Origin of the sequence: Segatella copri (assembly GCF_026015465.1) — a bacterium.
Classification (GTDB): domain Bacteria; phylum Bacteroidota; class Bacteroidia; order Bacteroidales; family Bacteroidaceae; genus Prevotella; species Prevotella copri_E.
Genome location: NZ_JAPDUQ010000002.1, coordinates 673799 through 694177, shown reverse-complemented (window position 1 = coordinate 694177; position 20379 = coordinate 673799). Strand labels below are relative to the sequence as shown.

Genomic DNA, 20379 nt, shown 5'->3' with positions numbered 1-20379 from the left:
TTTATTTTCTTATGACTTTAAACTTTTCCATTTGATGCGTGCCGGCAGCACGGCCTCTATCCTGAGGCAACCCTTATCGCTCTGGCAGGCCTTGATGCCGCAGCCGCGCAGATTGGTAATCTCGCCCAGTTCCCTCACAATCTGACGGCACAGGAGATAGCGCAAATCGCCCGTCAGAGGGGTGAAGAGCTGGGCATGGAGCGCAGCCTCATAGGCCACATCCTGCTGGTCAATCCAATATCTCACGTAGGCAGAAGCCGGCATCTCAGCCACTCCGGTATGGTAATCCTTGGAATTGCCGCGCATCAGAGAAACAAGATAGCGGTTCAGGAAATCATCTGCCTTGATGTTGCCTTCTACCTGCTCCATCGCCTGGGCGCTGAGCAGAGAATAGAGCGATTTATAATAATCTACCAGTTCCTTGAGCGAATCTACATCATCGGGCTGCGAATCGATAAGCTGGCGGATGCGCGACGGATAATACATCGTTTCGTGCTTGAGCGTAGACAGACAGTTGTCGAGCACGGAATTGGAGATATGAAGCTTATCGTTCTCATATTCAGCCCTATGCAGCTCATCGGTCAGCAGCTCCAGTTTCAGGGATTCCTGCTCAGCCTCGTCGGTACGCTTAGCCTTGGTCTGTTCAATCATGGCAAACCGGTAGCTCAGCACGTGGCGGTAATAGAGCAGATAATAAGCCAGCGGCAACTGCAGCAGCAACAGGATGAGCAGCACCACGGCCACGGTCTTCGAGTTCTCGCTCTGCTGCATCGTGTGCACGTAATTATCGAGCGTATTATCGGCACTTATCTCGCGGAACAGCTGGGTATAAACCTTGTTGTTGCTCTGGTAGAGCGACCATTGGTGCAACGCCAGGGCAGCCACGGCACACTCGTTTCTCAGGTCCAGGATGACGTGATAATTGGTTGGCAGTCCGGAGCGTATCCAGGAGAGTTCTGCCGCCATTCCAACCTCCGGATGAGCCACCATGAGATACTTGCCGTCGGGATATTTCGACAGATAGAACGCGTTGAGATAATGGCGCGAAGAATCGGCAAAAGCCAGGGTGCGCTGGTAGGTGCCGTTGATATTGCTGAAGTAGGCACTATCTGCAAAATCGTCGGCACGCTGGAGATTGGCATCTACGTTCGTCTTGAGATGATTGTGGCGCTGGCGGATGCCGTTGGTCTTCTTAGCCTCACAAGGCTGGACCGAAGCCGACAGCAGCACGAAGAGCATGATGATGATGCCCAGCAGCTGATGGGTTCGGCGGGCGATGCCCTTAGGCAGACGGAAACTGAAGCGGCTCCCCTCGCCCAACTTGCTTTCTGCCTTAATCTGACAGCCGGCAAAGAGCGAACTCACCTTCTTATATTTCTCTATGATGCCCTTGCAGTTGAGCAGTCCGAAGCCATGACCGCCCGTATAGGTCCGGTCGAAGACATGCGCCAGCTGCTCCTCGTCCATACCCTTTCCGGTATCAGAGATGCTGATTTCCACGAAGTCAGAAACCTTGGCGCTAATGGTTACCTTTCCGCCTTCGGGTGTAAACTTGCGGGCATTATCGGCTATGGTATTGATCATGAAGAGCGTAAGGATGCGGTCGGCCTTGACCACGGCATCTGTAGGTTCTACATCGAGTTTCACGCCCTGCATCTGGAAGCTCATCTTGCCCTTGCTTACAATATCGAAAAGCTGCTGGAGCGGGAAACTTTCGATACGCAGGTTGAGTGAGCCCTGGCGCATCTGAATCCACTCCGTAAGCACGTTGTTATATTGGTTAATCTTATCCGTGAGTTCGGCGATATACTGGTAACGTTCCTGCCGCACCTCATCGCTTTCGCCCCCTTCGGAAAGTCGGTTTACCTCGTGAATCATGCGGTCGATGAAAGGCGTAATGCTGTTTACGAGCGAAACTTTAGCCCGTTGTTCCAAATTGCGTTTCTTGTTTTCTTCGATATGCAGTCGGGTTACGTTCAGTTCATCCTGAACTTCCTCCTGCTTATCTTTTAATTCGTTGATTTTCTTAGTGTTATTCTCGCTCCACTCACGCAAAGGTGCAAGCAGTTCATTCATCGACTGGTTCTTCATCTTCTTGCGCTTCATGTGGTCGAAAACATAGAGCAGAACCACCACGAGCACAATCATCGCCACCACGGCAGCAATCATCAGGTTGAGCTGCTGGGCGTTTTCGTCGAGCGCAGCCGCACGTGCTTCAAGCTGGCGATCTTGACGAGAACGGTCCTGCAAATCCAGATAGATATTGCGGTTATAATCGCTCTGCTGCTTATCATCTATAGCCGAATAAACCAGACAGAGTCTTTCACGTATCGACGCTACGAGGTCGGGTGCCTGCTCTATCGCCTTGTTGTCGTTCATGGCATGATTCAGGCAATCGAGCGCAGAAGAATAATCATGGATATCCCAGAAACATTCAGCCAGCGTACGGTTGGCTCCGGCAGTCTGATAAACATCTCCGTAGCCCGAAAAGAGGTTGAGGGCACGCTGGGCAAAGTTGCCTGCCAGCAGATTGTTTGGCATCTGCTCGATGTTGAGATACTGGAAGGCAGGCAGGTTGTTGCGTATGAGGAATTCGCTCACCTCTCCTTTTCTGAGGTGCTCGCTTATAGACTGCAGGGCGTTAGCCTGCCAGTAAGGATAAGGATGGGCAGGGTCGCTAGCCAACATGTAGCAGCTGATCAGCCGGTCGAATTCCGCCTGATTGATTTCGTTTTCGGTTCCCTTGACGATAGCTCCGCCCGAACCTATATTATAAAGATAGTTGAGATATTGTGCCGAATCCTGTTCCAGCTCATCTGGGTCCAGACGGTTAAGCTCCTGAAGCATCGGCTCGTCTAAGCCCACATAATAAAAATAGGTGGCGGCAACAATACTGAATTCAGATTTCGCATAAATCACGCGTTTGCTTTCCCTCGGGGGCATGGAATTCACCTCTTCGCGAATTCTGCGCAAACGCCTCATCGCCTTCTCGCGATAAGCATAAAAATCTTTGTTGTGCGATTCTCTCTGGCAGAGTCGCATGTTCTGAACATCGGCAATGGCGAGTTCAATCTGATTATCGCTCTCCTCTTCAACTTTCCTCAGCCATCTCTTGGCTCCCTTGTAATCCATCTTGGCTATACAGACAAAGGCAAGGTTGTTATAGGCTTCGGCACGGCCTGAGGAATAATCTTCTGAAAGCTTCAAAGCCCTCTCAGCCAGCACTTTAGTAGAATCAAGATTGCGATAATGATAAGCATAGGATTGCTCGTTCAGCTCATCTACCCTAGCCTTATTCGCAGGAGAACAAGCTGAAAGAAAAAGTGTCGCCACCACCAGAACTGATGATGGCGACATGGAAAAAAAGGATGCTGAAATTTGCATCTAGATGAAAAATAGTCTCTAAATTAAGCGCGAGCCTTCGCGATGTAACCGAGAGCCTCCTGACACTTGGCTGTGATGGCAGCCCAGTCGCCAGCAGCAACAGTCTCCTTAGGGAAGAGCTTAGAGCCCATACCTACGCAGAGAACGCCAGCCTTGATCCAAGGTGTAAGATTCTCCTCTGTTGGCTCTACGGCACCTGTTACCATGATGTTGCTCCAACGCAAAGGTGCCATTACGTTCTTGACGAATGAAGGACCGCCTACGTTACCTGCTGGGAATACCTTGGTTACGTCGCAACCGGCAGCCTGAGCATTATTGATTTCTGTTACAGAACCGCAACCTGGTGAATAAGGAACCAGACGACGGTTGCAAACTGGAGCAATCTCTGGGTTGAAGTTAGGACCTACGATGAAGTTAGCGCCGAGCTGGAGATACAGAGAAGCTGTACCGGCATCAACAACTGTACCTGCACCCAGAATCATCTCAGGGCAAGCCTTGTCGGCCCACTTTACCAACTCTCCGAAAATCTCGTGAGCGAAGTCACCACGGTTAGTAAACTCGAAAACACGTACGCCACCCTCGTAACAAGCCTTGATGACGTTCTTGCAGATTTCAACATCCTTGTTGAAGAAAACAGGTACCATACCAGTCTCTTTCATGGCTGCCATAACCTGCATTTTGCTAAACTTTGCCATTACCTTATATTAATTAAGAATGAATAGTTTATAGGAGCTACGCCGTAAGCAAGACTGCCTATAAACTATCAACTATAAACTTTAAACTATAATTATCTCTGAACGCGACCATTAGCGTTACCACCAGCCAGGCTCTCTACCTCGTCAGCAGATACCAGGTTGAAGTCGCCAGGGATAGTATGCTTCAAAGCAGAAGCAGCTACCGCAAACTCAAGAGCCTCGGCCTGAGTCTCCTTAGTAAGAAGACCGTGAATCAGACCACCAGAGAAAGAGTCGCCACCACCAACGCGGTCGATGATAGGGTTGATGTCATAGTGCTTGCTCTGATAGAACTCCTTACCATCATAGATAAGAGCCTTCCAGCCGTTGTGTGTAGCAGAGAGAGATTCGCGGAGAGTAGAAACAACATATTTGAATCCGAACTCCTCCATCATGCCCTTGAAGATTCCGTAGTAACCCTCAGCATCAGTCTTACCGCCCTCTACGTCAGCATCTGGCTTGAAGCCCAGGCAGAGCTGAGCATCTTCCTCATTACCGATGCAAACATCAACATACTTCATCAGAGGACGCATAACAGAGATAGCCTTCTCAGAAGTCCAGAGCTTCTTGCGGAAGTTGAGGTCAACAGAAACAGTTACGCCGTGACGCTTGGCAGCCTCACAAGCCAACTTGGTAAGCTCAGCAGCCTTGTCGCTGATAGCTGGAGTAATACCGCTCCAATGGAACCATTGGGCACCCTCCATAATCTTGTCGAAATCGAAATCAGATGGGTCTGCCTCAGCAATTGCGCTGTGTGCACGGTCGTAGATTACCTTGGATGGGCGCATAGAAGCACCAGTCTCGGCATAGTAGAGACCTACGCGGTCGCCACCACGAGCGATGAATTCTGTGTTAACGCCGTAACGACGGAGACCGTTGACAGCAATCTGACCGATCTCGTGCTTAGGGAGCTTAGATACGAAGTAAGCATCATGACCATAGTTAGCCAAGCTTACAGCTACGTTAGCCTCACCACCACCAGGGATGATGCGAAGTGATTCACTCTGAATGAAACGATCATTGCCTTCTGGTGATAAACGAAGCATGATCTCGCCCAATGTTACAATTTTTGCCATGTTTGATAGTTTTAATTTTTTTGTTTTTATTTTGTTTGTTATGAGTAACAAATTAAAATTCCACGTTTCTGTTAAGAAATGAAGTTCAATTATCAGTTGTCGTTCAATTTCGAGGGCAAAAATAACCATAATTTCTCGAATAACGAAATAAAATCGCATTTTTTTTTGTTTTTCGTGCAAAAAAGTTGCTGTGTCTTCGCACAATTCAAAAAAATGTTGTATATTTGCGCCAAAATTCATACTTGTGGTCGCACACAACAGAATTGCTTAATACTAATTGTGGTCTGTGCACAGCTAGGAAGTACCTGCGACGTTTTATCTATCGTAGCCCCCAGGAGAGGCTCCTTATATAATAAGTACACGCGAGGCAACCAGACCCGTAATGCTAAAAAACAATGGCCGAAAAAATCAGAATCAAGGATATTGCCGAGAGAGCTGGCGTATCCGTTGGAACCGTAGACCGAGTTCTGCACGACCGCCCAAACGTGTCGAAACCTGCTCGCGACAAGGTCGAGAAAGCCCTCAAGGAAATGAATTATCAACCTAATGTGTACGCCAGCGCTCTGGCTTACAACAAATCCTATACCTTCTACCTGCTGATTCCGAAACATGAATCGGAGGCTTACTGGGAGGAAATAGAGGAAGGCGCAAAAAAATGTGAAGATACCCGACGTGACTTCCATATCGATGTAGAGATTCGTTTCTATGAGCGTTCCAGCGAGGAATCGTTCCGCGAAGAAGGCAACAAGATTCTTGAGGCCAGTCCGGAAGGAGTCATCGTGGTGCCTTCATCGCTCGACGTAACCCGCGAGTTTACCGAGGCGTTGCATCACAAAAGCATCCCGTTCATCCTGCTCGACTCCTACATGCCCGATCTGCGTCCGCTCTCTTTCTTCGGCCAGGATTCGTTCTGTTCCGGTTTCTTCGCAGCCAAGATGCTGATGATGCTTGCAGCAAAGGAAGATGAAATCCTGCTCATGAGGCAGACCAAAGACGGAAGAGTGGTCAGCAAGCAGCAGGACAACCGAGAGGTAGGATTCCGCCATTACATGCACGACCACTTCCCTAACGTAAAGATTACCCTGCTCGACCTGCCGTTGAGCGGCACACGTGCAGAATTCGCCAAAATGCTGGAGAAGTTCTTTGCCGTGCATCCGAACATCCACCATTGCATCACCATGACTTCGAAGGCGCACATCGTGGGCGACTTCCTGCTGAAGACCAACCGCCGCGACGTTCAGATCATGGGCTATGATATGGTAGAGAAAAACGCCCGCTGTCTGCGCGAAGGAAGCATCTCCTTCCTCATCGCCCAGCACGCCTACATGCAGGGTTACTCCTGCGTAGACACACTCTTCCAGGCCATCGTGCTGAAGAAGAAAGTTACGCCGGTAAACTATATGCCTATCGAGCTGCTGATGAAGGAAAACGTAGATTTCTATCGCAGAACCCAGCTCTAAGACTATCGGGCAGAACAGGGTTTCCGCATGGAAGAATATTCTTACAGGAACATTATAAATTATAAACAATAAATAAAAACAGACTACGTATGGAACAATCAAGTTTTATCAAGATTAACCCTGCCGACTCGGTAGTGGTTTGCTTGCGCCCTATGAAGAAGGGTGAAACGATTGAAGTAGATGGCAAGACCATCACATTATTGCAGGATACTCCTGCAGGACACAAAGTGCTCATCAACGATGCTGCCGAGGGTACAGATATCCTGAAGTATGGCTACCCTATCGGTCATGCAAAGACCGGTCTCAAGGCGGGCGAATGGGTAAACGAGAACAACCTCAAGACCAATCTTGCCGGTACGCTCGAATATACCTACAACCCGGTTAACGAGCAGCTGAACATCGCTAAGGAAAACCGCACCTTCATGGGCTACGTTCGCAAGAATGGCGAAGTAGGCGTAAGAAACGAAGTATGGGTAGTTCCTACCGTGGGCTGTGTTAACGGCGTGGCTGAGAAGCTGGTAGAACTCCTCAAGAAAGAAACAGGCTGCGAAGGCATCGACGCCATCCACGCATGGCACCACAACTTCGGTTGCTCACAGCTCTCGGGCGACCATGAGAATACCCGCAAGGTGCTTCGCGATATCTGTCTGCATCCAAACGCAGGTGCCGTGCTCGTTCTCTCGCTCGGCTGCGAGAACAACCAGCCAGATGATTTCATGAAGATGCTCGGCGACTATGATCACGACCGCATAAAACTTCTTGTAACACAGAAGGTTGAAGGCGATGAGCTAGAGGAAGGCATGAAGATTCTGCGCAACCTCTATGCCCAGGCTAAGGAAGACAAGCGCGAGGAAGTTCCGGTAAGCAAGCTGCGCGTAGGTTTGAAGTGTGGCGGTTCTGACGGCTTCAGCGGAATTACAGCCAACCCGTTGGTAGGTGAATTCAGCGACTGGCTCGTAGCTCAGGGCGGTACAAGCATCCTGACAGAGGTACCGGAAATGTTTGGCGCAGAAACCATTCTGATGAACCGTTGCGAAAATAAGGAACTCTTCGACAAGACCGTTCACCTGATTAACGACTTCAAGGAGTACTTCCTGAGCCATGGTGAGCCAGTTGGCGAGAACCCTTCTCCTGGTAACAAGGCTGGTGGTATTTCTACCCTCGAAGATAAGGCTTTGGGTTGTACCCAGAAGTGCGGTCGTGCTCCGGTAAGAGGCGTGCTCCAGTATGGCGACCGTCTGGAGGCAACCGGTTTGAACCTGCTTTCAGCTCCGGGTAACGACCTTGTAGCAGCCACAGCTCTGGCTTCAGCAGGTTGCCAGCTCGTTCTCTTCACCACAGGTCGCGGAACCCCATTCGGAACCTTCGTGCCAACGATGAAGATTTCTACCAACAGCAATCTGGCAAAGAACAAGCCAAACTGGATTGACTTCAACGCCGGCGCTCTGGTAGAAGGTGTAGAAATGAAAGACTTGGTAAGCAAGTTTATTGATAAGATTATAGCCGTAGCAAGTGGCGAGGAGGCTCGCAACGAGTATAATGGCTATCGTGAAATCTCCATCTTCAAGAATGGAGTAACTCTTTAATTAAGAAGGAAAAAAGAAGTATGAGTAATAAAAAAGGTTTGCTGGCGTTGTCGCCATTATTTTTGCTGATTGTCCTCATCGTGGCTTTTACCGTATATTCGGTAGACAGCAGCCATCAGGACACCAGCCTCTCGCTCACAGTAGCGTTCATGATTTCGAGCATTTATGCCGTGGCTATATCCGGCGGAATGCCTGTCAGGAAACGAGTGGACACATACAGCAAGGGTGCCGGCGCCAACAACCTGATGCTCATGCTCTGGATTTACGTGCTGGCTGGCTCGTTTGCCGCATCAGCCAAGGCGATGGGAGCCGTTGATGCAACCGTCAACCTGGCGCTCAGCATCCTGCCAGCCAACATGATTCTGCCAGGACTCTTCCTGGCTGCCTGCTTTATCTCCGTATCCATCGGAACAAGTGTGGGAACCGTGGTGGCTCTGGTTCCGATAGCCGCCGGACTGGCCCACTCGATGGATGCTAACGTAGGCATGATGACCGCCATCATCGTAGGTGGCGCTTATTTCGGCGACAACCTCTCGTTCATCTCCGATACGACTGTTGTTGCTACGCAGACGCAGAACTGCAAGATGAGCGATAAGTTCAAGGTCAACTCCATGATTGTGGTTCCGGCCGCCGTACTCGTACTCATCGCCTATTCTGTCATGGGAATCGGGCTTCAGGCTCCTACCCATATCAACGAGGTAGAATACATGAAAGTATTGCCGTACCTCATCGTCCTCATTACCGCTATTGCCGGCATGAATGTAATGGCTGTTCTCACTCTGGGCACCCTACTCTGTGGCGCCATCGGCATAGGTAGTCATCTTCTGGGTGCCTCCGGAAGCTACGACCTCTTTGGCTGGTTCTCAGCCATGGGCAACGGCATTATCGGCATGGGCGAACTCATTATCATCGCCATGATGGCAGGTGGTATGCTCGAAATCATCCGCGAAAACGGCGGAATCGATTTCATCATCAACAAGATTACAGCCCACGTAAACAGCAAGCGTGGAGCCGAACTTTCTATCGCCGCCCTCGTTTCGATGGTAAACATCTGTACAGCAAATAATACGGTAGCGATTCTGACAGTAGGAAATATTTCGAAAAAGATAGGCGACCGGTTTGGCGTAGACAACCGCAAGGCAGCCAGCATTCTCGACACCTTCTCGTGCATGGTTCAGGGATTGATTCCTTATGGCGTACAGATGCTCCTGGCAGCCGGTCTGGCCAATCTCAGTCCGATGGACATTCTTCCTTATCTCTACTATCCGCTGGCGATAGGTGTGGCAGCCCTGCTGGCCATCCTCTTGCGCTATCCTAAGAGATACAGTTAGGAAGACTTCTCAAATCAGAGGAGGGTCTCCTTCTGCGTTAGAGATTTCTTGACAGGAAGAACAAAACTTTATTATTGACTATTTATAAGAACAAGGCATATGAATTTTCTTCAGCGCAACCTTTTTACTAAGCTCCGTGCCGACAACTTCGGCATCAAGGAAGAAATGGAACCGATGACTACCTTTAAGAAGAAAAAGATAGCTCAGATGCTCAAGAACGTGAATGATATTCCTGCCGGAGAGGTGAAGATGAACAGCGGTTTTCTGAACCGACGGCTCAGCAAGATTCAGGAAGATGAACGCCACGCCATCGATACCTCTATCGAGACCATTTATCTGCTGCGCATCATCGTGGCAAACGTAAATGGAATGCTGGCTAACGGAATCAATCTCAGAGGAATCATCCAGTTGGGAGACTACCTGAGAACCCGAGGCGACAAGGTAGATTTCGTGAAACTGGAGAAGTGGCTTGCCAAGCTCCGCATCCAACGCATCGCCCAGCTGGAAGGAAGCGTGCTCATCACCTTCTTCGATTTTGAACAGGACGAAATCCCATTCGTTCATCACATAGAAAGAGGCGACTACAAGCTAACGCTCCGCTCGCTCTACTATAATATCATGGACCAGCAGGCCATTCAGTTTGAGCAGACCAGCAGCGGCTTTGTACGCACCACGGGGGGAACCATGCGCAAGAATCTGCGCCGCAGCATGCGCTATTTGCAATACGCTCCGATAGAAACCATGAGCAATTTCATGAACAATTTCTTCCGTTCATTATCTGAGATTGAAGAGTAAATTTCAGTAAGGATTGAAGGGGTTAACCTGGGATTCATCAGGACGAAGAGTAAAATATCTATAAAATTAATCTCTTAGTAGTACGATTTTCATCTGATTTTCGTATCTTTGCATCTATGAAAAAGTTATTTATCTCTATTATAGCATCCATTATTGCCTTGGGAGCCCATGCCCAGGTGCAATGCGAAGACACATGTCGGCACGTTCACGGCATCGACTTGAGTCATTATCAGGGCAACGTGTTCTGGGAAACCGTGGGCGACAACTCTAAGATGGCTTACGTTTATCTGAAAGCTACCGAGGGCGGAACCAACATCGACAGCAAATACAAGAAGAATATCGACCTGGCTCATCGCTACGGAATGAAAGTAGGTTCTTATCATTTCTACAGACCCCGCATCCCACAGCAGACGCAGCTGGAAAATTTCATGGCCCAATGCCGTCCGGGAGATCAGGACCTCTTGCCTATGATTGATGTGGAGACGAAAAGCGGCATGAATACAGAAGAATTCTGCGATTCGCTCTTTAAGTTTCTGCATCTCGTAGAAAAAGCATATAAGCAGAAACCCCTCATCTATACGGGAGCCAATTTCTATGACAACTATCTTCTGGGCAAGCTAGACAGCTACAAGCTGATGATTGCCCAGTATACGAAGCGCATCCCAGTATTGCGCGATGGTAGAGATTTCGAAATGTGGCAATATACGGGTAAGGGCAGACTCAACGGAATAAACGGCTATGTTGACAAAAGCCGTTTCATGGGGCGCCACAAGCTCAGAGAAATCAGATTCAGACATCGATAGTACTTTAAACCTTGAAGTTGGAACTTGATGATTAGATTCAAGGTAAAGAGTGGATAAGGTCTGGAAGTATAGAAACATGAATAATATAAGTAAATTATAAACACAAAATAGAATTATGGCAATTATTAAATGTCCGGAATGCGGACGCCAAATTAGCGATAAAGCACCTACCTGCCCTAGTTGCGGAGTAGAAATAGCAGGCAAAATTACCAAATGCCCAAATTGCGGCGAGATTTATTTCAGCAACCTGGAAATGTGTCCTAACTGCCATGAGCTGAATCCTTCGCTCACAAGAATGACGTCTCCGACAGGAATGAGCCAGCAGACTCCTGCCAGCCAGGCTTCTATGACTAAGCAAGAAGCTGAAAACGCAGCCAGACAGAATGCAATCAGGCAAGAAGAAAACCGCCGTCAGGAGGCTCTCAGACAGGACGCTCTCAGGCAGCAGGCTCGTCCTCAGACACCTGTCAGAACAGCAACACCTCCTACTCCACCCGTTCCTCCGGTTCGCCCACAGCAATCTAATTCTCAGAGCGGCGGAAACGGCGAGGGAACCCAGGAAAAGAAAAAAAGCAACCGTGGCGTCATCATCATCTCTCTGATTTTCGCCTTCCTCGTTTGTGGCATTTTCTACTATTTCTATGATAGTGCCAATAAGAATAAGGAACTGGAAGCTTACGAGTATGCGATGCAGAGTAGAGACCCGATGGTTCTGCAGAGTTACCTAGATACTTACAAAGATGCTGACGAGGCGCATCGTGATTCCATCATGGCTCACCTCGAACTTCTGAAACAGACCGATCAGGACTGGACCAACGCTGTAGTAAGCGGTTCGAAAGAGGCCCTGCAGGCTTATCTCGACAAATACCCAGACAGTCCGCACAAGCAGGAGGTTTTGAACAAGATAGATTCCATCGACTGGAATGTGGCCAAGAATGCTGATAATGTAGAAGCTTACCAGGCTTATCTCGCCGCTCATGCTGACGGTTCGCATATCGAAGAGGCTGAGAATGCGATGAAGAAAGCCAAGAGCAGAGATTTGCAGCCAGAAGAGAAAGATATGGTAAGCAGTCTGTTCCGCCATTTCTTCCAAAGCATCAATACCCGCGATGCTGATGGTTTGCAGGCTTCATGCGAGGACATTCTATCTTCGCTTCTGGGTAAGAATTCTGCTACCAAGGCAGATGTTGTTACCTTTATGAATAAGCTTTATAAGGAAGATGTGACCAACCTGAACTGGTTCCTCGCCAACGATTATCAGATCAAGAAACGCGAGGTGGGTGACGAAGATTATGAATATCAGGTTCAGTTCTCTGCACGTGAGGAAGTTCAGCTTACCGACGGTACTAAGAAAACCAACCATTTCAAAATCAACGCAACCGTTTCGCCAGACGGCAAGGTTTCTGCGTTCAACATGTCGAAGATTAATGCCGCAGAATAGAATAAAAAAGCCCTGCAAGATCAGGAACTTCATTTCTGAATGTTCCCTTCTTGCAGGGCGTTTCTTTTTACCTTCATGTTTCGGGAAAGTTCTCATGTCCGAGAACCCGTTCCCTTCTTTTAGAGATTACTTTGCATCCTTCATCTGACGGAGCAAATCTTTCTGCTTATCATTCAACCCGGTTGGCAACTTCACGTTGTAAGTAATCATCAGGTCGCCAAAGGTTCCGTCACCTCGGTCGTATCCTTTTCCGCGAACACGAACCTTCGTGCCATTCTGCGTTTCCGGCTTAATCTTCAGTTTGATTTTAGAACCATTACTCAATTTAATGATTCCTTCGCCGCCCAGCAGAGCCGTATAAAGGTCGATATTCACATTCATGTTCATTTCGCCGTTATTGGCACGGCCATTCTGGCCGCAACCGCCGCCACAACCACCAGTACCGAAATCAGCACCAGCTCCGTAGCCAGCCCCATTAAAGCCGCTACCATAACCGGCAGAGCCATTAAAACCGCCAAAATTGCCGGAACCGAATCCCTCAGCCGACTGCTGGCTTCTGCCACGTCCTCCGAAGAGATTTTCGAAGAAGCTGGAGAAACCTCCGCCTCCGCCAAACTGGCTGAAGTCGAAACCCTCGAATGGATTTCCACCTGCTCCACCATAGCTTCCGGAACCGCCTGCACCACCAGCTCCGCCGAAACCGCCGAATGCATCAGCATTCTTCCATTGTTCGCCATACTGGTCGTATTTAGCACGCTTATCTGGGTCAGAAATCACCTCATACGCCTCGTTCAGCGCCTGGAACTTAGCCTTCGCCTTCGGGTCGTTAGGGTGCAAATCTGGGTGAAACTGTTTTGCACGTTTACGATACGCAGCTCTCACATCCTTCTGCGGAATGTTCTTGTCTACGCCGAGAATCTTGTAATAATCAACAAATGCCATATTATAAAACCTCCTATTTTTAGTTTTTAAAAAATATCCAACAAAAAGTATGCCTATTTAAGTTCTTTTTTGTACTTTTGCAGAGAAAATAAGAAACAGAGCTCAACTGATGGGCTTTCATTACTTAAAAGTAATACATTAATTAATATGAAACAATTATTTGCTGCGCTTCTTCTGGCGCTAACTTTCAATTCACAAGCGATGGCACAACAACGTATCGTAAAACTGAGAGTGATAGAGACAAGCGATGTGCACGGCTCTTTCTTCCCTTACGATTTCATCAACCGTAAGCCAAAAGCAGGAACCCTGGCGCGTGTATCTTCCTATGTAAACAATTTGCGAAAAGATTACAAGGATAATCTCATTCTCTTGGAGAATGGCGATATTCTGCAGGGACAGCCTACCTGCTATTATTATAATTATGTAAATACAGAGGCTAGGAACGTGGCTGCCGATGTGGTCAACTACATGAAGTATGATGCGCAAGTGTTTGGTAATCATGATGTTGAAACGGGTCATCCGATTTACGACAAATGGATAAAAGAACTCAACTGCCCAGTCTTGGGTTCCAACATCATCAGCACTTCTACAGGCGAACCATACGTTAAGCCTTATCTCATCTTGAACCGCGAAGGCGTGAAGGTGGCAGTTTTGGGAATGATTACTCCTGCCATTCCTAACTGGCTCACGGAGAATCTCTGGAGCGGACTGAAATTTGAGAACATGGTAACAAACGCCCGCAAATGGGTGAAATATCTTCAGGAGAATGAGAAACCGGATGTCATCATCGGCCTTTTCCATAGCGGAAAAGACGGAGGCATCCAGACTGCCGAATATGATGAAGACGCCTCTATCAAGGTGGCAAAAGAAGTGCCGGGCTTCGACCTGATTCTCTTCGGTCACGACCATACGCGCGACAACGAAACCATAACCAACGCAGATGGAAAGCAGGTGGTTTGCCTGGATCCTGCCAACAACGCCATTAGCGTGGCTGATGCTGAAATAACCCTCACACTCAACAAGAAAAAGGTGAACGGAAAGAAGCAGCTGGTGGTAACTGACAAAAAGGTGACAGGCAAGATTGTAGATGTGACAGATTGTCCTATCGACGAGGATTTCATGAAGGCTTTCGAACCTCAGATTGAGGAAGTGAAGAAATATGTGGGCAAGCAGATTGGTAACTTCAAAACTACCATCTACAGCCGCGACCAGTTCTTCGGCAGTTCTGCCTTCAACGATTTCATCCTCAACCTCCAGTTACAAATTACAAAAGCCGACATTTCGTTCAACGCTCCCCTTCAGTTCAACGCGGTTCTGAAAGCCGGTCCAATCTATGTGAGCGATATGTTCAATCTCTATAAATACGAGAATCAGCTATACGTAATGCGCATGACGGGCGAAGAAATCAGAAAGCATCTGGAAATGAGTTACGACCTCTGGGTGAACACCATGAAGAGTCCGGACGACCATCTCCTGCTGCTCGATGAGAAGACCGTTGGCGACCAGCAGCGACTCGGTTTCAAGAATCTCTCGTTCAACTTTGATAGTGCTGCCGGAATCGATTACGAAGTTGACGTAACGAAGCCTGATGGCGAGAAGGTGAAGATTCTGCGCATGAGCAACGGCGAGCCTTTCGATGAGAAAAAATGGTACAAGGTAGCGGTTAACAGCTATCGTGGAAATGGTGGCGGCGAACTCCTTACCAAGGGTGCCGGAATCCCGAAAGACAGTCTTGAAAGCCGTATCATCTATCGCAGCAAGCGCGACCAGCGTTACTATCTGATGAAAGAAATCGAAAAGATGGGAACGGTTGATGCAAAACCAAACAACAACTGGAAGTTTGTGCCGGAAGCATGGACCAAGCCTGCTGCCCAGCGCGATTTCGAATTGCTGTTCGGAAAGAAGCAATAGCCCCTCAGAATGCATTAAAAAAAAGCATATCATAAAGTTCAAAATATAGAAGTTCAAAATAAAGAATGAAGTATTGGTTTATATTTTGCAAGACTGATCTCTTGCTCGAAAAGAAAGAAGACGGAACCTATACGATTCCTTGTTCAGAAGAGAGTCCAATCCCAACAAAGCCTTGGACTCACATTCTCAACATTACCCCGATGGAAGACGGAACAGAGGTGAAGACCTTCACCATTCCTGAGCCCGTTACCGGCAATCCGAAGTACGAAATGTGTGGCTTGCGCCCTAGTTTCTACAAACTCTCTCCTGCCCTTTACCAGAAAGCAGGAAAGTGTCAGGAACTCAACTATTGGGACATGAATACCCAATTCTGCGGCGTTTGCGGAGCTCCGATGAAAATGGCAACCGACATCAGTAAGAAATGTACAGAATGCGGCAAACAGGTCTGGCCTTCGCTTGCCACAGCCATCATCGTTCTGATTAAGAAAGATAATCAGGTATTGCTGGTACACGCTCGCAATTTCAAGGGAAATTTCGATAGTCTCGTGGCTGGTTTCGTAGAGACTGGCGAGAATCTGGAAGAAGCGGTTCATCGTGAAGTAATGGAAGAAACCGGTCTGACTATCAAAAACTTGAAATATTTCGGTTCCCAGCCTTGGCCTTATCCGAGCGGTCTGATGATTGGCTTCTCGGCAGAATATGTAGATGGAGAAATTCATCTTCAGAAGGAAGAACTCTCTCGTGGTAAATGGTTCACAAAAGAGAATCTCCCTATTCTCCCAGAGAAACTTTCCATCGCCCGAAAACTCATCGACGCCTGGCTGGAAGACAAACTCTAATAATGAGGACAAACTCTAAAAGTGAGGATAAACTCTAAAAAATGATGAAAGAGAAACTTTGGAATGCAAACTACATCAAGGTGATGACTACCAACTTTCTGTTGTATTTCGCCTTCTATCTGCTCACACCTTTGCTCCCTCTCTATCTGAGCGAAAATTTTGGAGCCACGAAAGATGTGATTGGAATTGTGCTGAGCGGCTATACGGTTGCCGCCCTCATCATTCGTCCGTTCAGCGGATATGTGGTTGACAGCTTTTCGCGCAAGAAGGTTCTGATGGTCTGTCTCTCGGCCTTCGCCATCTTCTTTGCCGGCTATATTGCAGCCAGCACCATCCTGATGTTTGCCATCTGCAGAACCCTGCACGGAGGTCCGTTCGGAGCCGTAACGGTTGCCAACAGCACCTGCGCCATCGACGTTCTTCCGGCAAGTAGGAGAAATGAAGGAATCGGACTCTACGGACTGAGCAACAATTTTGCCATGGCAATTGCTCCATCCATCGGAATCTATCTCCATAATGCGGTAGACAGTTACATGATTCTCTTCTGGATAGCTTTCATCGTGGCGATTGCCTCAGTTGTGATTGCAGGAACCATCCGTCTCCCCGAAAAGGAAATCGTTAAGAACAAGGAGAAGCTTTCTCTCGACCGCTTCTTCCTGACGCGTGCCTGGCTCCTTGCCATCAATATCGCCATGTTCGGTTTCTGCTGGGGCGTTCTGAGCAATTATCTCGCAATCTACAGCAAGGAGGAACTCGGAATTACGGGCGGAACGGGCACTTATTTTGCCCTTCTTTCCATGGGCCTGTTCCTGTCAAGACTGCAAGGCAGAAAAGCCTTGAGCCAGGGCAAACTTACCCAGAATGCGGCCGAAGGAATGCTGCTTTCGCTTGTTGGTTTCATCATCTTTGTTGCCGTCAAGCACCCGGTAGCCTATTATCTTTCGGCTTGTCTTATCGGCCTGGGCAACGGTCATCTTTACCCAGCCTTTCTCAACATGTTTATTAATGTGGCTCGTCACGACCAGCGTGGAACGGCAAACAGCAGCATTCTTACCGGTTGGGATTTGGGCTTCGGAATCGGCTGTCTGCTAGGCGGAGTTGTGGCAGAACATTTCGGTTACAACGGCACATTCTGGATGGTTGCTATAGAAAATGCAGCTTCCGTTCTCCTCTTCTTTGCCGCTTCGAAACAATTCTTTGAGAAGAGACGCAGAGAATAGAACACGGTTGATAAAGCGGAATATAAGATTATGAATAAAAAAAAGAGCACTTCATCCGAGACAGAAGAAAGTCTCAGGCGAAGTGCTCTTATTTTTATCTTACTTTTCTGTTTTTAGAAAGGAAGATCATCTGCGCTACCACCCTCTGCTGCAGGAGCGGCAGGCTGAACTGGAGGGAATGCTGCAGTTGCGCCATTAGCAGGAGCTGCTGGCTGAGCAGGAGCTACAGGAGCACCTACTGGAGGAAACGCACCTGGCTGCATTCCGCCCATAGCACCAGCAACGGCGTTAGGGTCAACACGCTGGATGTTCCAGGCACGGATGCTGTTGAACCAACGGCCCTGATACTCGTGAGCATCAATATCGAAAGAAACCAGGAGTTCCTCACCACTCTGAATGTTGAACTGAGCCAGACGGTCAGCTCCGAAAACATCAAAGCACAATTTCTTTGGATACTGCTCGTGAGTTTCTATTACGAACGACTGAGCTTTCCACTCTCCTCTCTGAGAGACGCCGCTTCTTTCAGGCAAAACGGCAATAACCTTTCCTTGTAATTCCATATGATAATATTTAAAGTTTTTCCTTTGTTTAAAGGGTGTTTTTTTCTTTCTGACTGCGAAATTACTAAAAATAGTTCAAAAACTAGAACTTTTCTCCAATTATTTTTGCTTATCAGCGATATTTTTTGTATTTTTGTGCTCAATTAGGTGATATTGCCTAATTAAATTAAGGTGAAACAGAAAACAAAATAAAATTTAAATAAAATACTCATGAGATTTACAGTATCAAGTTCTGCATTGAGCAGCAAGCTCAACATGCTCGCAAAAGTGATTGGAAGCAAGAATTCGTTGCCAATCCTCGATTGTTTCCTTTTCCAAGTTGCTAACGGTGAAATGAGCATCACGGCTAGCGATAGTGATAATGTCATCAAGAGTACACTCGCTCTTACCGACCACGATGGAGAAGGTGAGTTTTGTGTGCCTAACCGCGTTATCCTCGATGCGTTGAAGGAACTGCCTGAGCAGCCTCTTCACTTCGATGTGGATGCTGCCGGAGAAGCCGTTGCCATCAAGATTGTTTACCAGAACGGTCTTTACAACTTCACAGGTCAGAACGCAGAGGAATATCCTCGCACACAGAGCATGAATGATGCTTGCACCACCGTTTCTTTGCCTACAGAAATGCTGATCAACAACATTTCACGCTCGCTCTTCGCTACAGCCAACGATGAGTTGCGCCCTGTCATGAACGGTATTTATTTCGACCTGACAGCAGATGCTCTCGCTATCGTAGCAAGCGATGGTCACAAGCTGGTTCGCAGCAAGAACTTCACTATCAAGAGCGAATCTCCTTCAGCATTCAACTTGCCTAAGAAGCCAGCTTCTCTGCTGAAGAATATTCTGAGCAAGGACGGCGACGACGCTATCATCAAATTTGATGACCGAAGCGCAGAAATCCAGTTTACTGACGGCGTTATGAGATGCAGACTGATTGATGGCCGCTACCCTAACTACAACTCTGTCATTCCAAACAACCCTAACGAGGTTACAGTAGACCGCAGAGGCTTGCAGAGTGCTTTGCGCCGCGTATTGCCATTTGCAAGCGAGAGCAGCCAGCTCATCCGTTTCCACATCGAGTCAGGCCGATTCGAGGTTTCTTCTGAGGATATTGACTTCTCAACATCTGCAAAGGAACAGTTGTCTTGCGAATACAACGGCTCTCCTATCAGCATCGGCTTCAAGGGAAGCAGTCTGATGGAAATCCTGAGCAATCTTACCAGCGACAACATCATCATCCAGCTGGCAGACCCAAGCCGTGCCGGAATCATCGTACCAGCAGAACAGCCAGAGAACGAAGATATTCTGATGCTCATCATGCCTATGCTCCTTAATGACTAAAGGAGCACGGGCTTTCTCTGAAACAACAAAAAGAAAAGTATTTCTACAAAAATGAAACTCAATTTGACAAAGCCTCTGATCGTGTTCGACCTGGAGACAACGGGTCTTGACATGATCAAGGATCGTATTATACAGATTTCTTACATCAAGGTAATGCCTGATGGAACTGAAGACCGCAAGAACCTCTACGTAAATCCTTGCAAGGAGATTCCTGCCGAAGTAGTTGCCCTTACAGGCATCAGCAACGAAGATGTTAAAGATGCGCCAACCTTCAAGCAGCTGGCTGCCACATTAGAGAAGGAATTTACAGGTTGCGATTTCGCAGGCTACAATTCCAACCACTTCGATGTACCGATGCTCGCAGAAGAATTCCTGCGTGCTGGAATCGACTTCGATTTTAACAAGTGCCGTCTCATCGATGCGCAGACCATCTTCATGAAGATGGAACGCCGTAACCTGGCTGCTGCCTACAAGTTCTATTGCGGCAGAAAGATGGAGGAAGATTTCGAAGCTCATCGTGCAGATCAGGATACAGAGGCTACTTACCGCGTGCTCATGGGCGAGCTCGACAAGTATGCTCCAGGCGTGCAGGATGAACCTGAGCGCGTGCTCAACAACAACATGGATGAACTTGCCGATTTCTCTAAGCAGAAGGATAATGTAGATTTCGCCGGACGCATCGTTTGGGAAGAGGTAAAAGACGCCCAGGGCAACGTTGTAAACGATGAGAACGGAAATCCTTTGAAGCACGAAGTATTCAACTTCGGCAAATACAAAGGATGGGATGTGGCTGAGATTCTGACCAAAGACCCGGGTTACTTTACATGGGTTTTGGGAAGTGATTTCACCAACAATACCAAGCAGGTGCTTACCCGCATCCGCCTTCGTGAATTCAACAAGAGAATGGGAAAATAATTGTTACCGGACTTTCGCAAGCAGTTGAAGAACAAACCTTGCGA

At 48.0% G+C, this 20379-nt stretch carries 16 protein-coding genes; 11 read left to right on the top strand and 5 right to left on the bottom strand.

The annotated features are described in order from the left end of the window. Positions 1-9 precede the first annotated feature (9 nt). The 3 genes from ONT08_RS09980 to ONT08_RS09970 form a co-directional block, all read right to left on the bottom strand. Entirely contained in the window at positions 10-3357 is a 3348-nt protein-coding gene (locus ONT08_RS09980; protein ID WP_264959833.1) for a sensor histidine kinase, read from the bottom strand. Between the two features lie 50 nt (positions 3358-3407). Further along, complete coding sequence (locus tag ONT08_RS09975; RefSeq protein ID WP_022121226.1) at positions 3408-4079, bottom strand: bifunctional 4-hydroxy-2-oxoglutarate aldolase/2-dehydro-3-deoxy-phosphogluconate aldolase; 672 nt, start codon at positions 4077-4079, stop codon at positions 3408-3410. A gap of 92 nt (positions 4080-4171) precedes the next feature. Further along, the gene (locus ONT08_RS09970) at positions 4172-5194 is read right to left on the bottom strand and encodes a sugar kinase (protein WP_264959832.1); all 1023 of its coding nucleotides are present in this window, start codon (positions 5192-5194) and stop codon (positions 4172-4174) included. Between the two features lie 395 nt (positions 5195-5589). On the opposite strand from ONT08_RS09970, the gene ONT08_RS09965 reads away from it, so the two are divergent. The 6 genes from ONT08_RS09965 to ONT08_RS09940 all read left to right on the top strand — a co-directional run bounded on the left by ONT08_RS09965 (position 5590) and on the right by ONT08_RS09940 (position 12610). Continuing rightward, the gene (locus tag ONT08_RS09965; RefSeq protein ID WP_117586189.1) at positions 5590-6654 is read left to right on the top strand and encodes a LacI family DNA-binding transcriptional regulator; all 1065 of its coding nucleotides are present in this window, start codon (positions 5590-5592) and stop codon (positions 6652-6654) included. An 89-nt stretch (positions 6655-6743) separates the two neighbouring features. Beyond that, positions 6744-8240, top strand: coding sequence for a UxaA family hydrolase (locus tag ONT08_RS09960; RefSeq protein ID WP_264959831.1), 1497 nt, complete (start codon positions 6744-6746; stop codon positions 8238-8240). Positions 8241-8260: 20 nt separating this feature from the next. After that, on the top strand, positions 8261-9571 hold the full coding sequence (locus tag ONT08_RS09955) for a Na+/H+ antiporter NhaC family protein (protein ID WP_264959830.1): 1311 nt from the start codon (positions 8261-8263) through the stop codon (positions 9569-9571). A gap of 99 nt (positions 9572-9670) precedes the next feature. Next, on the top strand, positions 9671-10366 hold the full coding sequence (locus ONT08_RS09950; protein WP_264959829.1) for a hypothetical protein: 696 nt from the start codon (positions 9671-9673) through the stop codon (positions 10364-10366). A 116-nt stretch (positions 10367-10482) separates the two neighbouring features. Beyond that, positions 10483-11169 carry a glycoside hydrolase family 25 protein gene (locus ONT08_RS09945; protein WP_117694179.1) on the top strand — a complete coding sequence of 229 codons (687 nt, stop codon included), beginning with the start codon at positions 10483-10485 and terminating at the stop codon, positions 11167-11169. A gap of 115 nt (positions 11170-11284) precedes the next feature. Beyond that, complete coding sequence (locus ONT08_RS09940; protein ID WP_264959828.1) at positions 11285-12610, top strand: zinc ribbon domain-containing protein; 1326 nt, start codon at positions 11285-11287, stop codon at positions 12608-12610. Positions 12611-12736: 126 nt separating this feature from the next. Here the strand turns inward: ONT08_RS09940 and ONT08_RS09935 are convergent, their stop codons facing one another. Then, entirely contained in the window at positions 12737-13552 is an 816-nt protein-coding gene (locus ONT08_RS09935; RefSeq protein ID WP_117694184.1) for a J domain-containing protein, read from the bottom strand. A gap of 147 nt (positions 13553-13699) precedes the next feature. On the opposite strand from ONT08_RS09935, the gene ONT08_RS09930 reads away from it, so the two are divergent. From ONT08_RS09930 to ONT08_RS09920, 3 genes are all read left to right on the top strand, one after another. Next, positions 13700-15463, top strand: coding sequence for a bifunctional metallophosphatase/5'-nucleotidase (locus ONT08_RS09930; protein ID WP_264959827.1), 1764 nt, complete (start codon positions 13700-13702; stop codon positions 15461-15463). 65 nt (positions 15464-15528) lie between these two features. Next, positions 15529-16302 (top strand): NAD(+) diphosphatase, encoded by a 774-nt coding sequence (gene nudC / locus ONT08_RS09925; RefSeq protein WP_118200898.1) that lies wholly within the window; start codon positions 15529-15531, stop codon positions 16300-16302. Positions 16303-16343: 41 nt separating this feature from the next. Then, on the top strand, positions 16344-17522 hold the full coding sequence (locus ONT08_RS09920; RefSeq protein WP_117586194.1) for an MFS transporter: 1179 nt from the start codon (positions 16344-16346) through the stop codon (positions 17520-17522). Positions 17523-17635: 113 nt separating this feature from the next. Here ONT08_RS09920 and ONT08_RS09915 read toward each other — a convergent pair whose 3' ends face one another. Next, a complete protein-coding gene (locus ONT08_RS09915; RefSeq protein ID WP_117586195.1) occupies positions 17636-18082 on the bottom strand; it encodes a DUF3127 domain-containing protein in 447 nt (148 codons plus the stop codon). Positions 18083-18292: 210 nt separating this feature from the next. Between ONT08_RS09915 and dnaN the strand changes: the two genes are divergently transcribed. Then, positions 18293-19420 (top strand): DNA polymerase III subunit beta, encoded by a 1128-nt coding sequence (gene dnaN / locus ONT08_RS09910; protein ID WP_117586196.1) that lies wholly within the window; start codon positions 18293-18295, stop codon positions 19418-19420. 51 nt (positions 19421-19471) lie between these two features. After that, entirely contained in the window at positions 19472-20335 is an 864-nt protein-coding gene (locus ONT08_RS09905; RefSeq protein WP_022120655.1) for a 3'-5' exonuclease, read from the top strand. Positions 20336-20379 lie beyond the last annotated feature (44 nt).

Excerpts from the sequence above, each read along its gene's own strand:
- ONT08_RS09980 (WP_264959833.1), bottom strand. The coding sequence starts at position 3,357 with ATGTCGCCATCATCAGTTCTGGTGGTGGCGACACTTTTTCTTTCAGCT.
- ONT08_RS09975 (WP_022121226.1), bottom strand. The coding sequence starts at position 4,079 with ATGGCAAAGTTTAGCAAAATGCAGGTTATGGCAGCCATGAAAGAGACT.
- ONT08_RS09970 (WP_264959832.1), bottom strand. The coding sequence starts at position 5,194 with ATGGCAAAAATTGTAACATTGGGCGAGATCATGCTTCGTTTATCACCA.
- ONT08_RS09965 (WP_117586189.1), top strand. The coding sequence starts at position 5,590 with ATGGCCGAAAAAATCAGAATCAAGGATATTGCCGAGAGAGCTGGCGTA.
- ONT08_RS09960 (WP_264959831.1), top strand. The coding sequence starts at position 6,744 with ATGGAACAATCAAGTTTTATCAAGATTAACCCTGCCGACTCGGTAGTG.
- ONT08_RS09955 (WP_264959830.1), top strand. The coding sequence starts at position 8,261 with ATGAGTAATAAAAAAGGTTTGCTGGCGTTGTCGCCATTATTTTTGCTG.
- ONT08_RS09950 (WP_264959829.1), top strand. The coding sequence starts at position 9,671 with ATGAATTTTCTTCAGCGCAACCTTTTTACTAAGCTCCGTGCCGACAAC.
- ONT08_RS09945 (WP_117694179.1), top strand. The coding sequence starts at position 10,483 with ATGAAAAAGTTATTTATCTCTATTATAGCATCCATTATTGCCTTGGGA.
- ONT08_RS09940 (WP_264959828.1), top strand. The coding sequence starts at position 11,285 with ATGGCAATTATTAAATGTCCGGAATGCGGACGCCAAATTAGCGATAAA.
- ONT08_RS09935 (WP_117694184.1), bottom strand. The coding sequence starts at position 13,552 with ATGGCATTTGTTGATTATTACAAGATTCTCGGCGTAGACAAGAACATT.
- ONT08_RS09930 (WP_264959827.1), top strand. The coding sequence starts at position 13,700 with ATGAAACAATTATTTGCTGCGCTTCTTCTGGCGCTAACTTTCAATTCA.
- nudC (WP_118200898.1), top strand. The coding sequence starts at position 15,529 with ATGAAGTATTGGTTTATATTTTGCAAGACTGATCTCTTGCTCGAAAAG.
- ONT08_RS09920 (WP_117586194.1), top strand. The coding sequence starts at position 16,344 with ATGATGAAAGAGAAACTTTGGAATGCAAACTACATCAAGGTGATGACT.
- ONT08_RS09915 (WP_117586195.1), bottom strand. The coding sequence starts at position 18,082 with ATGGAATTACAAGGAAAGGTTATTGCCGTTTTGCCTGAAAGAAGCGGC.
- dnaN (WP_117586196.1), top strand. The coding sequence starts at position 18,293 with ATGAGATTTACAGTATCAAGTTCTGCATTGAGCAGCAAGCTCAACATG.
- ONT08_RS09905 (WP_022120655.1), top strand. The coding sequence starts at position 19,472 with ATGAAACTCAATTTGACAAAGCCTCTGATCGTGTTCGACCTGGAGACA.